Here is a 17,209-nt window from a genome sequence, read left to right on the forward strand (position 1 = left end):
TTAACGGGTCGCTGCCAGTCTCTGGTTGAAACTGGACACTGGCAGACGACCGGAGACACGCCTCATGCCCCAACGGGTGACCCGCGACCCTTCCCCGCTGCGCAGCGCGGCCCTGCATGGCGGTCTCAGCGTCTCGCTTCTGGCCGGGCTGGTGCTCGCGGCAATTGGCGCGATCCATGTCTGGGGCGACGATGCTTCAGCAACCCCCGTGCGCCAGATCGCGCTTTTCGAAGCCGACCTCCCCGAGGCGGCTTCTCCAGCACCGGCACTGAAAGCACGCCTTGCTACCGCCGAAGCGCCTGTCGCCCGGCGCGCGCCCCCGCCTGTGGCGGAAGAGGACACGCCGCCGCCCTTCTATACCGATGCGACCGCCCCCGCGCCTGACCTTGGCGTCGAATACACCAATGGTGTCTCGCGGGTCCTTCGGGCCTCGGCCCCGGCAAGCGATGAGCCAGCCGTCCGCATAAATGGTATCAGCGTCTCGACGGGTCAGTCCTGGCAGGAGCGGCGCACCGCCAAAGCTCTGCCCCCTGCGCCGGTTGACGCGGTCAGCGAGATCACGCCGGATGGCCGCCTGCCGAAAACAGCCGCAGACGGGCGCACGCCTGCCGGGGTCTATGGCCGCCCCTTCTCCAATCCCGAAGGCCGCCCCACCGTCTCCATCGTCCTTGGCGGTCTCGGCATCAACCACACCCATACCCGCTCGGCCATCGATGAACTTCCCGCCGAGGTCACGCTCTCCTTCGCGCCCACCACGCGCGACCTCCAGGGCTGGATCGACCGCGCCCGGGCCGCAGGTCATGAAGTTCTCCTCGAAGTGCCGATGGAAGCCTACGAAACCGGCACCGAACGGCCCCATCCGCAGACACTTTCAGCCAGCATGGACGCTGCCCGCATGGAAGCGGGTCTGAACGGCATCCTGGCCAGCGCCTCGGGCTATTTCGGCATCACCAATTATCAGGGCGGCCGCCTCGCGCGCGACGAAGCCGCCAGCGCCGCCCTCACATCGCTTGTCGCCGGGCGCGGTCTCGCCTTTGTCGAGGATGGCAGCCTGTCACGTTCTGCTTTTTCAGGCGCTGCAGGCGCCGCCGGCCTTCGCTACAGACAGGCAGACACGCCCATCGATACCAAGCCGGACGGCAGCGACATTCAGGCCAAGCTGCTGGAGCTTGAAACGCTCGCGCTGGAAAACGGCACCTCCGTCGGCTCCGGCTTCGCCTATCCCGTCACCATCGACATCCTGAAGGACTGGACAGACGGCCTCGCCTCCAAGGGCCTGGCGCTCGCCCCGGTCTCTGCAGTGACGCGGGCGGCGCCTCTTGCGGCTGAAACTGCGGACACGGCCACGCAAGCGGGTGGGCAAGCGCCCCAAGAGGCATTAGACAAGGCCGGGTGAAACCGCAGACCCCTGATCCAAAACTCTATCGCCCCAATGTCGGCCTCGCCCTGTTCTCGGGCAGCGGCTACATTTTTCTTGGCCGCCGCATAAATGGCCGCGGCGCCTTCCAGTGGCAGATGCCACAGGGTGGAATCGATGAAGGCGAAAGCCCGCACGAGGCCGCGCTGAGAGAGCTTGAGGAAGAAGTTGGCGTTTCGGCCAAGCTGGTTGATGTGCTGGAGGAGACCTCCGACTGGCTCCACTATGAATTTCCCACGGAAGTGCGCCGGCGCATGCCGGGCCCCTTTATCGGCCAGCGCCAGAAATGGTTCGCGCTGCGCTTCAAGGGCTCGGACAGCGACATCCGCCTCGACCGCCACACACCGGAATTCGACGCCTGGCGCTGGGCCCGTCTCAGTGAGGCCCCCGGCGCCATCGTGCCGTTCAAGCGCCCGGTCTATCAGGCCGTCGCAGAGCGCTTCCGGCCCTGGGCGGGAGACAATTATGCCATGAGGGCTGACAAGGGGGAGTGATATGAGCCGGACAATATTGATGATCCACGGTGTGGGCTGTGGCGGCGACGCATGGGACCGGATGCGCCGCGACTTCGAGGCCGCTGGCTGGCGCGTCGAGACCCCCACCCTCTATGGCGACCAGCGCACCATCGACAATCCGCCTGAGACGCTGAAGGACCTTACCCTTTCAGACTATATCGACGCCATGTCCGCCAAGGCGCGCGAGCTGGAAAGCGAAACCGGCCAGAAGCCCGTTATCATGGGCCATTCCATGGGCGGCCTCATCACCCAGCACCTCGCTGCGCGGGGCGACGCCGCCGCCGCCATCTTCCTGACGCCCGCCCAGACGCCGGACTGTCAGGTCCAGGACCTGCGCCTGATGATCACCTTCTGGAGCATCCTGAAATCCGGCCGCAAGAAAGTGCCGGAGAACAGCCACAAGGTGGGCAGGTTCGGCTTCAGATGGGGCGTGCTGAACGAGGTACCCAAAGCCCGCCATGACGAGATCTATGCCAAGGCCCGCTTCGATTCCGGCAAGGTCTACCGCGACCTCGCAGAACCCGCGCCCATTGATGAAAAGACCGTCGCCGTCCCGACGCTGACCATCGGGGCCGGCAAGGACCGGGCGACCCCGGTCAAGGCGGTGCGCCGCGTCGGTCAGAAGTATCAGGGCGCGGCCGTGCCGGGCGATTATATCGAATACCCCCAGCACGCGCACTGGATCCTGGATGAGCCGGGCACCGAAAGGGTTGCGGCCGACATCCTCGCCTGGCTGGACCGGAAACTTGCCACGGACACCGCGCCGCAACCGGCCCCCGCCGCCTAATCCAGCGCACCGATATAGGGCAGGCCGCGATACTTGCCCTTGTCGTCCATGCCATAGCCGACGAGAAACCGCTCGGGCGCGTCGAAGGCGTGATAATCGACATCGTCGGCCCCGCCCGGCGCTGACGGTTTGCGCGCCAGCGCAACGGTGATGACTTCACGCGCGCCCTTGGTCAGGAAATGCTTGCGCGCAAAGGCCAGCGTGCGGCCGGTATCGAACACATCATCGATCAGCAGGACACCGCGCCCCTCAACGGGCCGCGTGATGTCGGCGCGCACATTCACCCGGCCAGAGCTCTCGCGCTCGTCGCGGTAGCTTTCCAGCCACAGCGCATCGAGCACGGGATGTATCCCGCGCCGCGCCAGCGCCTTCATGAGGTCGCTGGTAAAGGGCGTCGCCCCGATCAGGATATTGATCGCGGACCATTCACCCTCAAGACGCGGCGCCAGCACTTCGGCCAGCTTGTCGACCCGTGCCATCAGGTCCTGTTCGTCCAGCACAATATCGATGTCAGGTGTCTCGTTACTCAAGATGTCTCATCCGTCTCAGCCAGGGCCTGCGCTTCTTCTGGCCGGGTCTCCCCCTCGGCGGCAAGGGCAAGCTCCAGCTGGAATGCCTCAAACGGCGGGTTCTCGACGCGCTTGACGAACCGGCCGAGCCCGCCTGCCGCGATTTCACCGGGGTCGACCTCGGCATAATAGGCGCCGATCTGCACGCCCGCATCGTCCAGCAGCCGCACCTCGATCAGCGGCGCCTCACGCGTCTGACGGGTAAAGTTCCGCACCGCTCCGGTGATCTCAAGCACAGGCGTCGTCCCCTCAAGAAAGCGCTCTGCATTTTCATCGACAAATTCCATCCCGAACCGGTTGACCTTGAGGCCCAGCGCGCTGAAGGCCGAGGCCGATTGCGGCCAGGTCTGGACCACCTGGTTGCGCATCAGCACCGCCGCCCCCGCAAGGCCAGTCAGAACAAGGAAACTCACCGCCCACACCGCAATAGCCGCCCGGCGGCTTGCCCGCTTGCGCCGCTCTCTCACCCGGCTGCGATAGGCTTCATGTGCCCCGCCTGTGCGCGTGCCGGAAGCAGCCGCCTGCTCGCCCTCACCGACAAACCAGGAATGTCCGCACGCGGCGCACTTCACCGTCCGCCCGGCCTCACCGATCGTTGAGTCTTGTGCGAAATACTGGGTCTCGCAATTCGGACAGGTGAGAATCATGGCTTGGAGTTTCGCCCAATTCTCTGGAATAGTCGATTGGAGCGCTGCGGATTCGAAAGGGAGCTGATGACAGAAGAAGGACCCCCTCTGTCCGGTGAACCCGCCGTTGAACTGAACGGCGTCAGCCTGCGCTATGATACCGCCGACACCATCCTCAGCGATCTGGATATCCGCCTGAAGCCGGGGACCTTTACCTTTCTCACCGGCCCGTCCGGGGCCGGTAAATCCTCGCTCCTGAAGCTTCTCTACCTCGCGCACGCGCCCAGCGAGGGAGAGGTCCGCCTGTTCGGCCAGCGCACCGCAGACCTCTCACGCAAACAGCTCTCGGCCCTGCGCCGCCGCATCGGCGTGGTCTTTCAGGACTTCCGCCTGCTCGAACACCTCACCGCCTTTGAGAATGTCGCCCTGCCCCTGCGCGTCAGCGGCGAGAAGCCGGAACAATACACAGACGAGGTTGTCGATCTCATCCGCTGGGTCGGCCTTGGCGCACGCATCAATGCCTTCCCGCAGGCGCTGTCGGGCGGCGAACAGCAACGCCTCGCCATCGCCCGCGCCCTGATCAACAAGCCGGATCTTCTCATTGCCGACGAACCGACCGGCAACGTCGATCCGGACATGGCACGGCGTATCTTCCGTCTGTTCATAGAGCTTAACCGCCGCCTCAACACCACCGTGATCATCGCGACCCACGACATGCACCTCATCCGGGAGTTCAACTCCCCCGTGCTCAAACTGCAGGACGGGCTGCTCTTCGCAGACTCCGCCTATGAGCAGGCCTGATGCAGAAGATGAACCCCCTCCTGCCCGCCAGCGATGCGCGTGAAGCCGCGCTCTTCTTCGTCGTGGCCGCGCTCTGCTTCCTCGCCGTCCTGGCGACACTGACGGCCCGCGGCACCTATACCGCCGCCAAGGCGTGGACCGCACAGGTCGAAGGCGAGATGACGGTCCGGATCAGCGATACCGACCGGCGCGGCGCCGAAGAGGCTGCAACCCTGATCGCCGGCATGCCCGGCGTCGATGCGGCCCATGTCCTCACCGAGGAAGAGCTGAACGAGCTTCTTGCGCCCAGTTTCGGGCCGGGCGGCATTCCGGATGGCATTCCGCTGCCGCTTCTCATCGCTGTCGATGCCTCCGGCGACGCCCTAACACTAGCGGCTGCGATTAATGACCAGCTTTCCGCTGAAGGCATTACCGGGCATGCCGAGGCCCATTCGGCCTATGCCGCCGAGGTCCGCAAGGCGCTCGCCACGCTGCGCGCCGCCGCCATCGGCATGGTCCTCCTGCTCACCATGACGGCCATATCCGTGATCGCCTTTGCGACCCATGCCGCGCTTCTGGCCCGCAAGGACATTGTCGATGTCCTTCACCTTGCCGGGGCCGAGGACCGCTTCATTGCCCGCCTGTTTGAGCGCCGCTTCTGGCTGCTCGGCCTGAAAGCGGGCGCGGCGGGCTCCGTCGCAGCACTTGCGGTCACCGCCATGATCGTCTTTTCGGCGCAGAGCTCCAGCGCACCGAGTGAGCTTCTGCCCAAGCTCTCGCTTGATGCCGGGGACCTCATCATCCTTGCCGTCGCACCGGTGGCCGGCGCGCTGGCGGCCCGTATCGCCGCGCGCATCACGGTTGGCCGCTCTCTGAGGAGTTCGCTTTGAATACGATCCGCTCCTTTCTCTTCGTGATCTGGCTCTATGGCGGGATGGCGGTGATCGGCATTGCCTGCCTGCCCACCCTGCTTTTACCCCGCAAGTTCGCCATCGGCGCCATCGGCCTCTACGCGCAGTATATCCGCGTCGGCCTGCGCCTGCTTTGCGGGGTGCGTGTAGAGCTTCGCGGGCGTGAGAACATCCAGCCAGGCGCCGCCCTCATCGCCGGCAAGCACCAGGCCATGCTGGACGTCTTCATCCCCTTCATCCTGTTTTCCGACCCAGCCATCATCCTCAAGAAAGAACTTCTCTGGTATCCGGCACTCGGCTGGTATGCGCTGAAGACGAAGATGATCCCTATCGACCGGGGCGGCACATCGAAGACGCTGAAAAAGATGCTGCGCGATGCCAAGACCCGCAGCGAGCAGGGCCGCCAGATCCTCATCTATCCCGAAGGGACACGACAGCCTGCGGGTGCCACGCTCGACTATAAATCGGCCGGGATTACCGCCCTCTACAGCCAGCTCGATGTGCCGGTCATTCCGCTCGCGACCAATTCCGGCCTCTGCTGGAAACCGCGCGGTATGACCCGGCGTCCGGGCCTTGTCGTTTATGAGGTTCTGCCGCCCATCCCTGCCGGTCTCGACCGCAAACAGATGTTTGCCCGCATGAAGGACGAACTGGAAGCGGCTTCCGAGAAGCTGCTCGACGAAGGCCTCGCCGCCCAGAACCGCACACGCGAAACACTCAAACTGACCTGATCCGGTAAATCGTCATCCCGGAATTTGCGCCGCAAATGTCCGGGACCCAGCATCTTGCCAGACTTGAGGGCTCAAGGGTTCAGGCGGCGCTTTCAGCGCCTTCCTTCCTGCGCAGATAGATCGAATTCTTCGGCTTTGAGAACACCCGCGCCACCATCGGCTCAAAGAATTCGAGCGGTTCGCTCTTATAGTCGGGGTCGAACGCGGCCTGATCGTATTTATGGCAGAACTCGGCGCAGCGCTGGAAGTGCGGATGGTCCCTGAACTGGTCGCGCATATTCCGGTCCAGTCCCAGATGCTCAAAGAAATAATAGCCCTGGAAGATGCCATGATTGGCGACCATCCAGAGGTTCTCTTCCGACACAAAAGGTTTCAGGATCGCAGCAGCAACGTCGGGATGGTTCATGCTGCCAAGCGTGTCGCCAATATCATGCAGCAGGGCGCAGACGACGTATTCCTCATCCCGGCCATCGCGATGGGCACGCGTTGCGGTCTGCAGGGAATGCTCCAGACGGTCGACGGGAAATCCGCCAAAGTCACCATCCAGCAGGCGCAGATGGTCCAGCACCCGCTTGGCAAGGCCCTTGTTGAAGATACGCGAATGCTCGGAGATGATCTCCCAGTCTTCCTTCGTGCCTTCCATCATCTCGCGAAACTGGGCGCGCTCGCCCATGCCGTGTCGGTCTGCCATGCCGTTTCTCCCGTCTTTTATCTGCGGCACAGGATAGGCGCAGCCTGGACCATGGTCAAAGCCTCTCCCTCGCGGTGCGCCATCCCTTGCGCTAGGGTGGCCCGGCAAGACGGAAGACGGGCCACAGATGACAACACCAGACGACGCGACGCTCAGACAGGCCTGCGACGAGCTCATGGCCCGTGACCCGGCCTTTCAGGCCGCCTTTGCCGTCATTGGCCTGCCGGACTGGCGCTATAGCCCGCCCCTCTATCGCACGATTGCCCGGATGATCGCCTTTCAGCAGATCACGACCAAGGCCGCTGCCTCCATCTGGGCCCGCGTCGAAGCTGCGCTGGGCGAGGTCACGCCCGCCGCGATGCTTGCCGCCAGCGAGGATGAGCTTCGCGCATGCGGCCTCTCGCGGCCAAAGATACGCCACCTCAAATCCATTGCCGAGGCCGTCGAAAGCGGGGCCCTGGACCTCACCCGCGTCTATCATGGGGAGATGGACGCCGCGCGCGCAGAGCTTCTGGCCGTAAAGGGCATCGGCCCATGGACGGCCGATCTCTTCCTTCTCTCCTGCGGGCGGCTGGATGCGTTCCCCATAGCCGATGTCGGCCTCATGGAAGCCTACCGCCTGCTGAGCGGGCATGAGGACCGTTACGCCCCAAAGGCGTTCACCCAGCTTGCCGAATCATGGCGCCCTTGGCGCGGCGTCGCGGCCCATCTTCTCTGGGGCTGGATCAATGCAGAGCGCGCAAAAGCCTATTCCGCGAGCGGCGGCGAGGACGCCTGATCTGGAGCAATCATTACAGCAGGGGCGGAATTTGCGCATTGGTGCTGGTCAAAGGCCGAAACTGTCATAAAGTGGTCTCAGGGAATCAGTAATGATCCCGATCAAACCGATGGAGGCGCGTGTTCACTGACTTTTCGTCAGCCGCTACAAAGGGACAGCTTGGAGGCAGCGATGCCTGAAGTCCTGACAAGCCCACCAAATGGGCGACCCGCCCTTGTATTGAACGCCGATTTCCGGCCGCTTTCCTACTATCCGCTCTCGCTCTGGCCCTGGCAGGATGTCGTGAAAGCCGTCTTCCTCGACCGGGTCGACATCATCGCCGAATATGACACCGTTGTGCGCAGCCCCAGTTTTGAGATGCGCCTGCCCTCTGTCATCGCGCTGCGCGAATTCGTCCGCCAGGACCGCTCGCCCGCCTTCACCCGTTTCAACGTCTTCCTTCGCGACGGCTTCCAGTGCGTCTATTGCGGTGCGCATGAAGAGCTGACCTTCGACCATGTGGTCCCCCGCTCGCGCGGCGGGCGCACCAGCTGGACCAATATCGTCGCGGCCTGCTCGCCCTGTAACCTGAAGAAAGGCGGGCGCATGCCTACCGATGCGGGGATGGTCCCGCATAGAAAGCCGGTCCGCCCGACCAATTACCAGCTTCAGGAAATCGGCCGGCGCTTCCCGCCCAACCACCTCCATGAGACGTGGATGGACTATCTCTACTGGGACGTCGAACTCGAAGCCTGACCGCTTTTACCACCCAAACAAAAAGCCCCGCAGCCAGATGGCGCGGGGCTTTGTTTCTGGTCAGTCACTTCGAACTAGTACTGGGTGCTGTCCTTTTCGAGCTTGTCGATATCCTGCGCGGCGTCTTCACCGGCTTTCTCGATCTGCTCTTCTTCATATTCGGTCAGGCCTTTGACATCGACATCCGGATTGTCGACGCGGTTGAGGTCGCCATAGCGCGCGGCCGCATCATCACGGTCTGCGGCCTCAGGACCGCCCATGCCATCCTCTTCATACTGGCCTTCCGTTTCGGTCTCGAGCTCTGTCTGGACGTCTTTCTCGTCCTTCAGCGTCTCGGCCTCGTCTGAATAGAGGTCGGCGTCGGCTTCTGCGGCTTCCTTGTTCTCATAATAGGTGCCGCCCTGACCGTATTCCTCATTCATGTTGGACTTGGACTCCACGTCCAGCTCCGTCTCGGACTCAGCCTCGATATCGGCGGCCGGCGTATCGACCTCGACACCGGTACTGGTATTGAGATCGGACCCGGTGACGGTATCGTCGTCATTCTCATAGAACTCGCCGTCGACCCCATCATCGATGTTGGTCTGCGTATCGAGCTCGGCGTCACCGTCCCAGCTGGGCGTTGAGGCGGTGGGGGTGTCGGCATCCATCTCTGCGCCGGTCTCGCCCTCAATGGCGACATCCGGCACATTTGTCGTGACATCGGCCTCTGTCTCTGCGGTGACATCGGCGGTCGGGGCCTGTGCAAGGGCCGGGGCTGCCATCAGGGCAAGCGCGGCGCTCGCGGTCAGAAGGGTGCGTTTCATAGCGTTTCCTTTCAGCATTCTGCCTTGGACCGGATAAACGGGCGCGCCGCAGCGCTGTTCCTGGCGCCATCCTTAATTCGCGTTCACGCCGTCTCCGGCTTGCCGCCCCCAGCGCACCGGTCCAGTGTTCGCATATGACCGACAATTCCCGCCTGCGCGGCCGCAACGCCAAGATCCTCGCCACGATCGGACCGAAGAGCGCGAGCCCCAGCGCCATCCGCTTGCTGGCCGAAGCGGGCGCCGACCTCTTCCGCCTCAATTTCAGCCATGGCACGCATGAGACCCATGCCGCCGTCTTCGAGGCGATCCGCTCGGCCGAAGCCACGCTGGGCCGCCCGCTCTCCATCCTCGCAGACCTGCAGGGCCCAAAGATCCGTGTCGGCACCTTCCCGGACGGCGCACTGGACCTGAAGCGCGGCCAGACCTATGCGCTGAGCCCCGAGGAGACCACCAGCGCCCGCGACACCATTCCTGTCCCGCACCCTGAAATCCTCGCCTCCCTCGAAGAGGGCGACGAGATCCTCTGCGACGACGGCAAGGTGCGCCTCACGGTCAGTGAGGCCGGCGAGACACCGCGCGTCACCACCCCCTTCAACGCGGCCCTGTCAGACCGCAAGGGTTTCACCGTTCGCGGAAAGACCCTGCCCCTGAAGGCAATGACGGAAAAAGACCACGACGACCTCGCCTTCGCGCTGGAACTTGGCGTCGATTTTGTCGCGCTGAGCTTCGTTCAGTCGGTCGATGACATTCGTGAGGCCAAGTCCGCCATCAATGGCCGCGCGCCGCTCATCGCCAAGATCGAAAAACCCGGCGCCGTCGCAGATCTCGACGCCATCATCCGCGCCTCGGACGGCGTGATGATCGCGCGCGGTGACCTCGGCGTCGAATTTCCGCTGGAACAGGTCCCGATCATCCAGCGGCGGATCGTGCGCGAGGCCCGCGAGGTGGGGCGCCCCGTTATCGTCGCAACGCAGATGCTGGAGTCGATGATCGAGAATGCGGCCCCCACGCGCGCAGAGACAGGGGACGTCGCCACAGCCATCTATCAGGGGGTTGATGCGGTCATGCTCTCGGCTGAAACCGCCATCGGCCGGCATCCGCCCACCGCCGTCGCCATCATGGACCGGATCATAAAGGCCACCGAAGAGGCGCCCGACTATCGCGACTCCCTGCGCCAGTTCATGGGCGACCGGAATGAGGAGCGCGTCATCGATATTGTCGCGCGCGCCGCCCAGTCGCTCGCCTTCGCGGTCAAGGCACGGGCGCTTGCCCTGCGCACCGGCTCGGCCCGGCGCCTCGCCCAGTTCGCCAAGCATCGCGGGCGCTATTTCATCCTTTATGGCTCTGCCGACGATACGCGCCTGCGCCGCGCCCAGCTTCTCTGGGGCGTCCACCCCATCCATGTCGAACATATCGAGCAGGGCGACTGGCCCCGCGCCCTGATGGATGCGGCCGGTCTCGACGGCGCCGTCGCTTATGCCGCCTGGAAAGGCGGCGGCGACGACACCGCCTGGGAGATGGGCATCAAGCGGGGCTAAGCCTGCTCCCAGTCCGCGACGAGGCTGCGGCGCAGGTGCAGGACGTAGACAAATACGGCGACGGTAAAGACACCCACATAGCCGAACACGCCAATATTGCGGACCTGCATGTCGTTCAGAACGACTCCCGTCAGTCCCGCCAGAGCGAGCACCCCGCTCCCCAGGAAAAGTGCGCTGACGCATGACGAGAGCGGACCCGGATGAACCGCCCGCGCGGCGCAAAGTGCAGCCACGGCGAAGAAGCCATCCCAGGCGAGAATGTCGAGCGCATAGACAAGCGACGGCCAGTGAAACGAAAACACAAGGTCGTGCCCGGCCATGTTCGCGAAGGCGGGCGCGCGACTGAGTGTCAGGATGGCAAAATGCACGCTGGCCGTCAGGCCCGCCGTCAACGCCGCAAAGACAAGCGCGGTCAGGCTGAAGCCGCGCCGGCTATTGGGTGCCCTCAGGTGAATAACGGCAAACAACGCGACGAGCATGGGACACATCAGCAGGATGAGGATTTCCAGCACAGTGAAATAGGGGTCGCCGATGGGATCATCCCTGAACGCCAAGGATCCGAGCCCTACCGCCAGCACGCCAGCATAGGCCACCGAGAGAAGGACGTAGCCGACCCCCACACTGACACCAAACGAGCGTATCTGATCCCTGTCTGCGGTATGCATGTTTCAAAAAGGCCAATGGAGCACGAATGCCAAGCTAGCATATTCTGCCTTGTTGTCTGCGCCGCCATCAGCGAACTGCCGCAGCGCCACACCACTGCACACCTGCGTCGCCAATCCTTGACAGTAGGCGACCACTCCGTAATGTAATCTTATTACAATTTAGGATAATTCAGATGGTCCCTTTCGGTGAAGAACACGCAGCTGTCTACGACACCCAGTTTGGCGATATGGCGCCCATTCGCGACAGCCTGGACCTGATCACGAACCTCGCTCTCGACGTCCTGCCGGAGGATGCGCCCGTCCTCTGCGCCGGCGCTGGCACAGGCACGGAAGTTCTGGCCCTCGCCGCCGCGCATCCCGGCTGGCGCTTCTGCCTTGCAGAACCAGCGCCCGCCATGCTGGCCGTGGCGCGCAGGAAACTGGGCTCGGCCGGCCTGCTTGAGCGCTGCACCTTCCATGAAGGCTACCTAGACAGCCTGCCGCCCGGCGAACGCTTCGATGGCGCGACCTCTCTTCTCGTCTCGCATTTCCTGACGGAGACAAACGAGCGCGAGGCCTATTTCCGGGAGATCGCCGTCCGCCTTAGACCCGGCGGCACGCTGGTCGACGCGGACCTTGCCGCAGACCGCAGCGACCCTCGCTTCGACCGGCTGATGGAGGTCTGGCTGACGGGCATCCAGACCAGCAATGCGACAAGTGACATGAAAGACAATTACCGGGCGGATTTCGGCACAGCCTTCGCCGCCCATTCCCCGTCAGAGGTCGAAGCCCTGATACAGGGCGCCGGCTTTGAGGCGCCGGTGCAGATCTTTCAGGGCATGCTCATCCGCGGCTGGGTCACGAGCCGCACCTGACCAGCGTCCAGCCCGTCTTCCCCGCCCTTTTGCCCACACATGAAAACGCCCGGCCATGTCTGGCCGGGCGCTCTTGAAAACCGTTGTGCAATCAGACGCCTAGACGTCCAGAAGCAGACGTTCCGGATCTTCCAGCGCTTCCTTGACGCGGACGAGAAAGGTCACGGCTTCCTTGCCGTCGACGATGCGGTGATCATAGGACAGCGCCAGATACATCATCGGGCGGATCTCGACCTTGCCATCGATAGCGACAGGACGTTGCTCAATCCGGTGCATGCCAAGCACGCCGGACTGCGGGGGGTTCAGGATCGGCGTCGACATCAGCGAGCCATAGACGCCGCCATTGGTCACGGTGAACGTGCCGCCCTGCATATCGCCAATCGTCAGCTCACCGTCGCGCGCCTTGCGGGCAAGGTTGCCCAGCTCACGCTCGATCCCGGCAATCGACAGCTCATCACAGTCACGGATCACCGGCACGACAAGGCCTTTGTCGGTTCCGACCGCCATGCCGATATCGTAGAAGTTCTTGTAGATGATATCGGTGCCGTCGATCTCGGCGTTCACAGCAGGGATCTCCTGCAGCGCAGAGACGATCGCCTTGGTGAAAAAGCCCATGAAGCCAAGCTTCACGCCATGCTTCTCAGCGAAGCTATCCTTGTACTTGGACCGAAGCGCCATCACGGCGGACATATCGACATCGTTGAATGTCGTCAGCATCGCGGCCGTGTCCTGCGCCTCTTTCAGGCGGCGTGCGATGGTCTGGCGAAGACGGGTCATCTTCACCCGTTCCTCACGCGGGCCGATTTCACGCTGGGAGGCAGCCGCCTGCGGCTTGCTTTCCTGCTTCGGTGCCTGTGCGGCCTTGTTCACAAAGTCGATGGCGTCGGCCTTGGTGGCCCGGCCATCGCGGCCCGTGCCTGGAATGTCCTGCGGATTGACGCCGCCCTCGGATGCCACGCGGCGCACCGATGGGGAGACCGGACGGTCTTCCTGGCCGGAGGCGGACTCGCCGGTCTCTGCCGGGGTCTGGCTGGTCGTCGCGCCTTCGGACACGCGGGCTTCCTTGGCCTCAGTGCCGCCGGAGGATTTCGAAGACGAGGCGCCCGCGCTGCCGCCGGCCCCGCCGGAAATACGTGCGATGACCGATCCCGGTGTCACAGTGTCGCCCGGAGAAACCAGCAGTTCGGCAATCGTGCCGTCGGCCGATGCCGGGACTTCCAGCGCGACCTTGTCGGTCTCGATCTCGGCAATCGTCTCATCCTTGGAGACGCGGTCGCCGACTTTCTTCAGGAACTCGCCCAGCGTGCCTTCGGTGACGCTTTCGCCCATGGCGGGCACGACGACATCTGTGAGGTCGCCGCCCTCATTGCCGCCACCTGAGCGGCCGGGATCGCCCTTGGGCGCGGCTTCCTGCTCACCGGCCTTCTCGGCGCTTTTATCCTTGTCGGCTTCCGGCGCGCTGTCCTCGCTCGCCGCGCCTGCGCCATCGCCGCTGCCAAGACGGCCCAGAACCGCGCCGATCTCGACCGTGTCGCCCTCATTGGCGACGATCTCGCTCAGCGTGCCGTCTGCCGTTGCGGCAACCTCAACTGAAACCTTGTCGGTTTCCAGCTCGACCAGAACCTCATCCTTGGAGACCTTGTCGCCAGCTTTCTTGAGCCACTGGCCCACTGTGGCCTCCGTCACGCTCTCGCCGAGCTGAGGGACTACGATATCAGTCATATGCTTCCGTTTCCGTTAGGTATCGTTCTGTTCAGGCGGAAACGATGCTGTCTTCGACCGGCTGGTCACCCAGCGCGGCGGCGATGAGAGCATCCTTTTCCTTGTTATGTTGCGAAAGTAGGCCGGTTGCCGTCGCTGCCGAGGGCGGACGTCCCGCATATTTCGGCCGCGGGTTCTGCGCACCGACCTGGTTACAGGCCCATTCGATCTCGTCACGCATGAAGGTCCAGCCGCCCATATTGCGCGGTTCTTCCTGGCACCAGACCATCTCGGCCTGGGTAAAGCGCTTCAGCTCCGCCATGATTGACTTGCGCGGCACCGGATAGAATTGCTCGATCCGGAGCAGATAGACGTCATCGATCCCGCGTTCCTCACGTGCCTCGAACAGGTCGTAATAGACCTTGCCCGAACACATCACGACGCGGCGGATCTTGTCATCGCCGGTCAGTTTCACCTTGCCTTCGCGGCCCGGCGTCTCGGCATCGTCCCACAGCACGCGGTGGAAGGAGGATTTCGTGTTGAAATCATCCAGCGAGGACGTCGCCAGCTTGTGACGCAGCAGCGATTTCGGCGTCATGATGATCAGCGGCTTGCGGAAGTCGCGGTGGATCTGGCGGCGAAGTGCATGGAAATAGTTCGCAGGCGTGGTGAGGTTCACCACCTGCATATTGTCTTCCGCGCACATCTGCAGGAAGCGTTCAAGACGCGCCGAGCTATGTTCAGGCCCCTGGCCTTCATAGCCATGCGGCAGGAGGCAGACGAGACCGCTCATCCGCAGCCACTTGCGTTCGGCCGAGGAAATGAACTGGTCGAAGAAGACCTGCGCCCCGTTCGAGAAGTCACCGAACTGTGCCTCCCAGAGGACCAGACAGTTCGGATCGGCGAGCGAATAGCCATACTCATAACCGAGCACCGCTTCCTCGGAGAGGAGCGAGTCGATCACTTCGTAATTGGCCTGGCCGTCTGCGATATTGTTGAGCGGCGTATAGCGCGCACCACTGGTCTGGTCGACGAAATGGCTGTGGCGCTGGGAGAATGTGCCGCGACCGGAATCCTGACCCGACAGGCGGACCGGAAAGCCCTCCTCGAGCAGCGTGGCAAAGGCCAGATGCTCTGCGGTCGCCCAGTCGAGGCCGTGACCGGTCTCGATGGCTTCACGGCGGGCATCGATCACGCGGCGCAGCGTCTTGTGGATGTCCACATTGTCCGGCACCGTGGTGATCGTCTCGCCGATTTCCTTCAGCTTCTTGATCGCGACGCCGGTCTTGCCGCGCCGCTCGTCATCCTCAGGCAGGCCGAGGCCGGACCACTCACCATCGAGCCAGTCGGCCTTGGTCGCTTCAAAGGTCTTGCCATCGTCAAAGGCCTTGTCGAGGAAATCCTCGAAATCCTTGATCTGCTGCTTGACCTCATCCTCGGAGACCAGCCCCTCTTCAACGAGGCGCTTGGCATAGATTTCCCGCGTCGATTCATGCGTCTTGATCTGCGAGTACATGACCGGCTGGGTGAACATCGGTTCGTCACCCTCATTGTGGCCGAACCGGCGGTAGCAGAACATGTCGATGACGACGTCCTTGCCGAATTTCTGGCGGTACTCGGTCGCCACCTTGGCGCAATAGGTCACTGCTTCGGGGTCGTCGCCATTCACATGGAAGATCGGCGCCTGCACCATCAGCGCCACGTCGGACGGATAGGGCGATGAGCGCGAATACATCGGGCTTGTCGTAAAGCCGATCTGGTTGTTGACGATGAAGTGGATCGTGCCGCCCGTGCGATAGCCGGCAAGGCCAGACAGCGCGAAACACTCAGACACGACACCCTGGCCGGCAAAGGCCGCATCGCCATGCAGCAGAAGCGGCAGCTTGTGCGACCGGTCGAGCGTGCCCGTCTCATCAGCTTCCATCGCCTGTTTGGCGCGGGTCCGGCCAAGAACGACCGGGTTCACCGCCTCGAGGTGAGACGGGTTGGCGTTCATGGTGAGGTGAACTTCATTGCCATCGAAAGCGCGGTCAGACGATGCGCCGAGATGGTATTTCACATCGCCGGAGCCAAAGCCTTCGGCGCCCTGGGTGGAGCCGCCCTGAAACTCGTGGAAGATCTTCTCATACGGCTTGCCCATGACGGCCGCCAGCATGTTGAGGCGGCCACGGTGCGGCATGCCGACCACGATCTCGTTGACGCCAAGTGCGCCGCCGCGCTTGATGATCTGCTCCAGCGCCGGCACGGCTGCTTCGCCGCCATCGAGGCCGAAGCGCTTGGTGCCGGGATAACGGCGGTGCAGAAAGCGCTCGAACGTCTCCGCTTCGATCAGCTTGGCGAGGATCGCCTTCTTGCCTTCCGGGGTGAACGCAACGCCCTTGTCCGGGCCCTCGATACGTTCCTGAAGCCAGGCTTTCTCCTCAGGCGAGGAGATGTGCTGGAATTCGATCCCGACGGTCGAGCAATAGGTCCGGCGAAGGATGTCGACCATTTCAGGAATGGTCGCATAATCGAGGCCGAGATAGCCATCGATATAGATGCTGCGATCCATGTCCGCATCGGTGAAGCCATAGCTGGCCGGGTCGAGCTCGGGCTGGGTCGCGTCATTATCGATGGCCAGCGGGTCAAGATTTGCCGCGAGATGGCCCCGCACCCGATAGGCGCGGATCATCATCAGCGCGCGGATCGAATCCTTGACCGCATTGGCAATATCCTCGGCGCTCGCCGCCGGGGCGTCGGACTTGATCTTCTCCTTGAGTTTGGGCTCAAGCAGCGTCCAGTTGCCGTCGAAGGCAGCGACCTGGTCGGCATCGGCAGGCTTGGGCCAGCGCTCACGCTTCCAGCTTGCGCCATCCGCATTGCGGGTCGCCGCCTCATCGCCATCACCCAGCTGGGCAAAGAAGTCGCGCCAGCTGTCAGGAACCGATTTGGGGTCGCGCGCATACGCGGCCTGCATCTTTTCGATCCAGACCGCGCTGCCGCCATAAAGAAAGGCAGTCTCAAGCATCGCGCTGTTTGCTGCGCTCCGCTTGCCCGTAATCGGGGAACCGTCATCTGCCATGGTTTATACCGTCCTGTTGTTTCACTGGACGGCCCGGCGGGGTC

17 protein-coding genes are annotated in these 17,209 nt (G+C 63.3%); 10 read left to right on the plus strand and 7 right to left on the minus strand.

Annotation, left to right across the window (positions count from 1 at the left end; genetic code table 11):
* The first annotated feature begins 64 nt into the window (after positions 1–64).
* From ABNU55_RS03990 to ABNU55_RS04000, 3 genes are read left to right on the plus strand one after another with little or no spacing between them, the layout of a single operon-like run.
* Positions 65–1,396 carry a divergent polysaccharide deacetylase family protein gene (locus ABNU55_RS03990; protein WP_290748013.1) on the plus strand — a complete coding sequence of 444 codons (1,332 nt, stop codon included), beginning with the start codon at positions 65–67 and terminating at the stop codon, positions 1,394–1,396.
* Positions 1,393–1,911, plus strand: coding sequence for an RNA pyrophosphohydrolase (locus ABNU55_RS03995; protein WP_290748011.1), 519 nt, complete (start codon positions 1,393–1,395; stop codon positions 1,909–1,911). The genes ABNU55_RS03990 and ABNU55_RS03995 overlap by 4 nt, the downstream gene beginning before the upstream one ends.
* A 1-nt stretch (position 1,912) precedes the next feature.
* On the plus strand, positions 1,913–2,719 hold the full coding sequence (locus ABNU55_RS04000; protein ID WP_290748001.1) for an alpha/beta hydrolase: 807 nt from the start codon (positions 1,913–1,915) through the stop codon (positions 2,717–2,719).
* Here ABNU55_RS04000 and ABNU55_RS04005 read toward each other — a convergent pair.
* Together ABNU55_RS04005 and ABNU55_RS04010 are read right to left on the minus strand one after the other, a co-directional pair.
* Entirely contained in the window at positions 2,716–3,249 is a 534-nt protein-coding gene (locus ABNU55_RS04005; RefSeq protein WP_290747999.1) for a phosphoribosyltransferase family protein, read from the minus strand. The two genes, ABNU55_RS04000 and ABNU55_RS04005, sit on opposite strands and share 4 nt — an antisense overlap.
* Entirely contained in the window at positions 3,246–3,935 is a 690-nt protein-coding gene (locus ABNU55_RS04010) for an MJ0042-type zinc finger domain-containing protein (protein ID WP_290747990.1), read from the minus strand. Before ABNU55_RS04010 ends, ABNU55_RS04005 begins: the two co-directional genes overlap by 4 nt.
* Before the next feature lie 66 nt (positions 3,936–4,001).
* On the opposite strand from ABNU55_RS04010, the gene ftsE reads away from it, so the two are divergent.
* The 3 genes from ftsE to ABNU55_RS04025 are packed head-to-tail and all read left to right on the plus strand — an operon-like array spanning position 4,002 to position 6,336.
* Complete coding sequence (gene ftsE, locus ABNU55_RS04015) at positions 4,002–4,715, plus strand: cell division ATP-binding protein FtsE (protein WP_290747988.1); 714 nt, start codon at positions 4,002–4,004, stop codon at positions 4,713–4,715.
* A complete protein-coding gene (locus ABNU55_RS04020) occupies positions 4,715–5,584 on the plus strand; it encodes an FtsX-like permease family protein (RefSeq protein ID WP_290747985.1) in 870 nt (289 codons plus the stop codon). Before ftsE ends, ABNU55_RS04020 begins: the two co-directional genes overlap by 1 nt.
* Positions 5,581–6,336, plus strand: a complete 756-nt coding sequence (locus tag ABNU55_RS04025) for a lysophospholipid acyltransferase family protein (protein ID WP_290747983.1) — start codon at positions 5,581–5,583, stop codon at positions 6,334–6,336. The genes ABNU55_RS04020 and ABNU55_RS04025 overlap by 4 nt, the downstream gene beginning before the upstream one ends.
* A gap of 79 nt (positions 6,337–6,415) precedes the next feature.
* Here ABNU55_RS04025 and ABNU55_RS04030 read toward each other — a convergent pair whose 3' ends face one another.
* A complete protein-coding gene (locus ABNU55_RS04030; RefSeq protein ID WP_290747980.1) occupies positions 6,416–7,027 on the minus strand; it encodes an HD domain-containing protein in 612 nt (203 codons plus the stop codon).
* Positions 7,028–7,154: 127 nt separating this feature from the next.
* On the opposite strand from ABNU55_RS04030, the gene ABNU55_RS04035 reads away from it, so the two are divergent.
* Complete coding sequence (locus ABNU55_RS04035; protein ID WP_290747978.1) at positions 7,155–7,805, plus strand: DNA-3-methyladenine glycosylase 2 family protein; 651 nt, start codon at positions 7,155–7,157, stop codon at positions 7,803–7,805.
* 171 nt (positions 7,806–7,976) lie between these two features.
* Positions 7,977–8,540: an HNH endonuclease gene (locus tag ABNU55_RS04040; protein WP_290747976.1), complete on the plus strand. Its 564-nt coding sequence runs from the start codon at positions 7,977–7,979 to the stop codon at positions 8,538–8,540.
* 74 nt (positions 8,541–8,614) lie between these two features.
* Here ABNU55_RS04040 and ABNU55_RS04045 read toward each other — a convergent pair whose 3' ends face one another.
* On the minus strand, positions 8,615–9,346 hold the full coding sequence (locus ABNU55_RS04045; protein ID WP_290747971.1) for a hypothetical protein: 732 nt from the start codon (positions 9,344–9,346) through the stop codon (positions 8,615–8,617).
* A 134-nt stretch (positions 9,347–9,480) separates the two neighbouring features.
* On the opposite strand from ABNU55_RS04045, the gene pyk reads away from it, so the two are divergent.
* A complete protein-coding gene (gene pyk / locus ABNU55_RS04050; RefSeq protein WP_290747964.1) occupies positions 9,481–10,884 on the plus strand; it encodes a pyruvate kinase in 1,404 nt (467 codons plus the stop codon).
* On the opposite strand, the gene ABNU55_RS04055 is transcribed toward pyk, so the two are convergent.
* Positions 10,881–11,549 carry a hypothetical protein gene (locus tag ABNU55_RS04055; protein WP_290747961.1) on the minus strand — a complete coding sequence of 223 codons (669 nt, stop codon included), beginning with the start codon at positions 11,547–11,549 and terminating at the stop codon, positions 10,881–10,883. The genes pyk and ABNU55_RS04055 overlap by 4 nt on opposite strands.
* Positions 11,550–11,722: 173 nt before the next feature.
* Between ABNU55_RS04055 and ABNU55_RS04060 the strand changes: the two genes are divergently transcribed.
* Positions 11,723–12,403, plus strand: coding sequence for a class I SAM-dependent methyltransferase (locus ABNU55_RS04060; protein ID WP_290747960.1), 681 nt, complete (start codon positions 11,723–11,725; stop codon positions 12,401–12,403).
* A 99-nt stretch (positions 12,404–12,502) separates the two neighbouring features.
* On the opposite strand, the gene odhB is transcribed toward ABNU55_RS04060, so the two are convergent.
* Both odhB and ABNU55_RS04070 read right to left on the minus strand, forming a co-directional pair.
* Positions 12,503–14,125 (minus strand): 2-oxoglutarate dehydrogenase complex dihydrolipoyllysine-residue succinyltransferase, encoded by a 1,623-nt coding sequence (gene odhB, locus ABNU55_RS04065; RefSeq protein ID WP_348764236.1) that lies wholly within the window; start codon positions 14,123–14,125, stop codon positions 12,503–12,505.
* Between the two features lie 31 nt (positions 14,126–14,156).
* Complete coding sequence (locus ABNU55_RS04070) at positions 14,157–17,165, minus strand: 2-oxoglutarate dehydrogenase E1 component (protein WP_290754924.1); 3,009 nt, start codon at positions 17,163–17,165, stop codon at positions 14,157–14,159.
* Positions 17,166–17,209 lie beyond the last annotated feature (44 nt).

Source organism: uncultured Henriciella sp. (assembly GCF_964005855.1).
Classification (GTDB): domain Bacteria; phylum Pseudomonadota; class Alphaproteobacteria; order Caulobacterales; family Hyphomonadaceae; genus Henriciella.

Coding starts and splice junctions, on each gene's coding strand:
- ABNU55_RS03990 (WP_290748013.1), top strand. CDS start 65: ATGCCCCAACGGGTGACCCGCGACCCTTCCCCGCTGCGCAGCGCGGCC.
- ABNU55_RS04000 (WP_290748001.1), top strand. CDS start 1,913: ATGAGCCGGACAATATTGATGATCCACGGTGTGGGCTGTGGCGGCGAC.
- ABNU55_RS04010 (WP_290747990.1), bottom strand. CDS start 3,935: ATGATTCTCACCTGTCCGAATTGCGAGACCCAGTATTTCGCACAAGAC.
- ftsE (WP_290747988.1), top strand. CDS start 4,002: ATGACAGAAGAAGGACCCCCTCTGTCCGGTGAACCCGCCGTTGAACTG.
- ABNU55_RS04020 (WP_290747985.1), top strand. CDS start 4,715: ATGCAGAAGATGAACCCCCTCCTGCCCGCCAGCGATGCGCGTGAAGCC.
- ABNU55_RS04030 (WP_290747980.1), bottom strand. CDS start 7,027: ATGGCAGACCGACACGGCATGGGCGAGCGCGCCCAGTTTCGCGAGATG.
- ABNU55_RS04035 (WP_290747978.1), top strand. CDS start 7,155: ATGACAACACCAGACGACGCGACGCTCAGACAGGCCTGCGACGAGCTC.
- ABNU55_RS04040 (WP_290747976.1), top strand. CDS start 7,977: ATGCCTGAAGTCCTGACAAGCCCACCAAATGGGCGACCCGCCCTTGTA.
- ABNU55_RS04045 (WP_290747971.1), bottom strand. CDS start 9,346: ATGAAACGCACCCTTCTGACCGCGAGCGCCGCGCTTGCCCTGATGGCA.
- pyk (WP_290747964.1), top strand. CDS start 9,481: ATGACCGACAATTCCCGCCTGCGCGGCCGCAACGCCAAGATCCTCGCC.
- ABNU55_RS04055 (WP_290747961.1), bottom strand. CDS start 11,549: ATGCATACCGCAGACAGGGATCAGATACGCTCGTTTGGTGTCAGTGTG.
- ABNU55_RS04060 (WP_290747960.1), top strand. CDS start 11,723: ATGGTCCCTTTCGGTGAAGAACACGCAGCTGTCTACGACACCCAGTTT.
- odhB (WP_348764236.1), bottom strand. CDS start 14,125: ATGACTGATATCGTAGTCCCTCAGCTCGGCGAGAGCGTGACGGAGGCC.
- ABNU55_RS04070 (WP_290754924.1), bottom strand. CDS start 17,165: ATGGCAGATGACGGTTCCCCGATTACGGGCAAGCGGAGCGCAGCAAAC.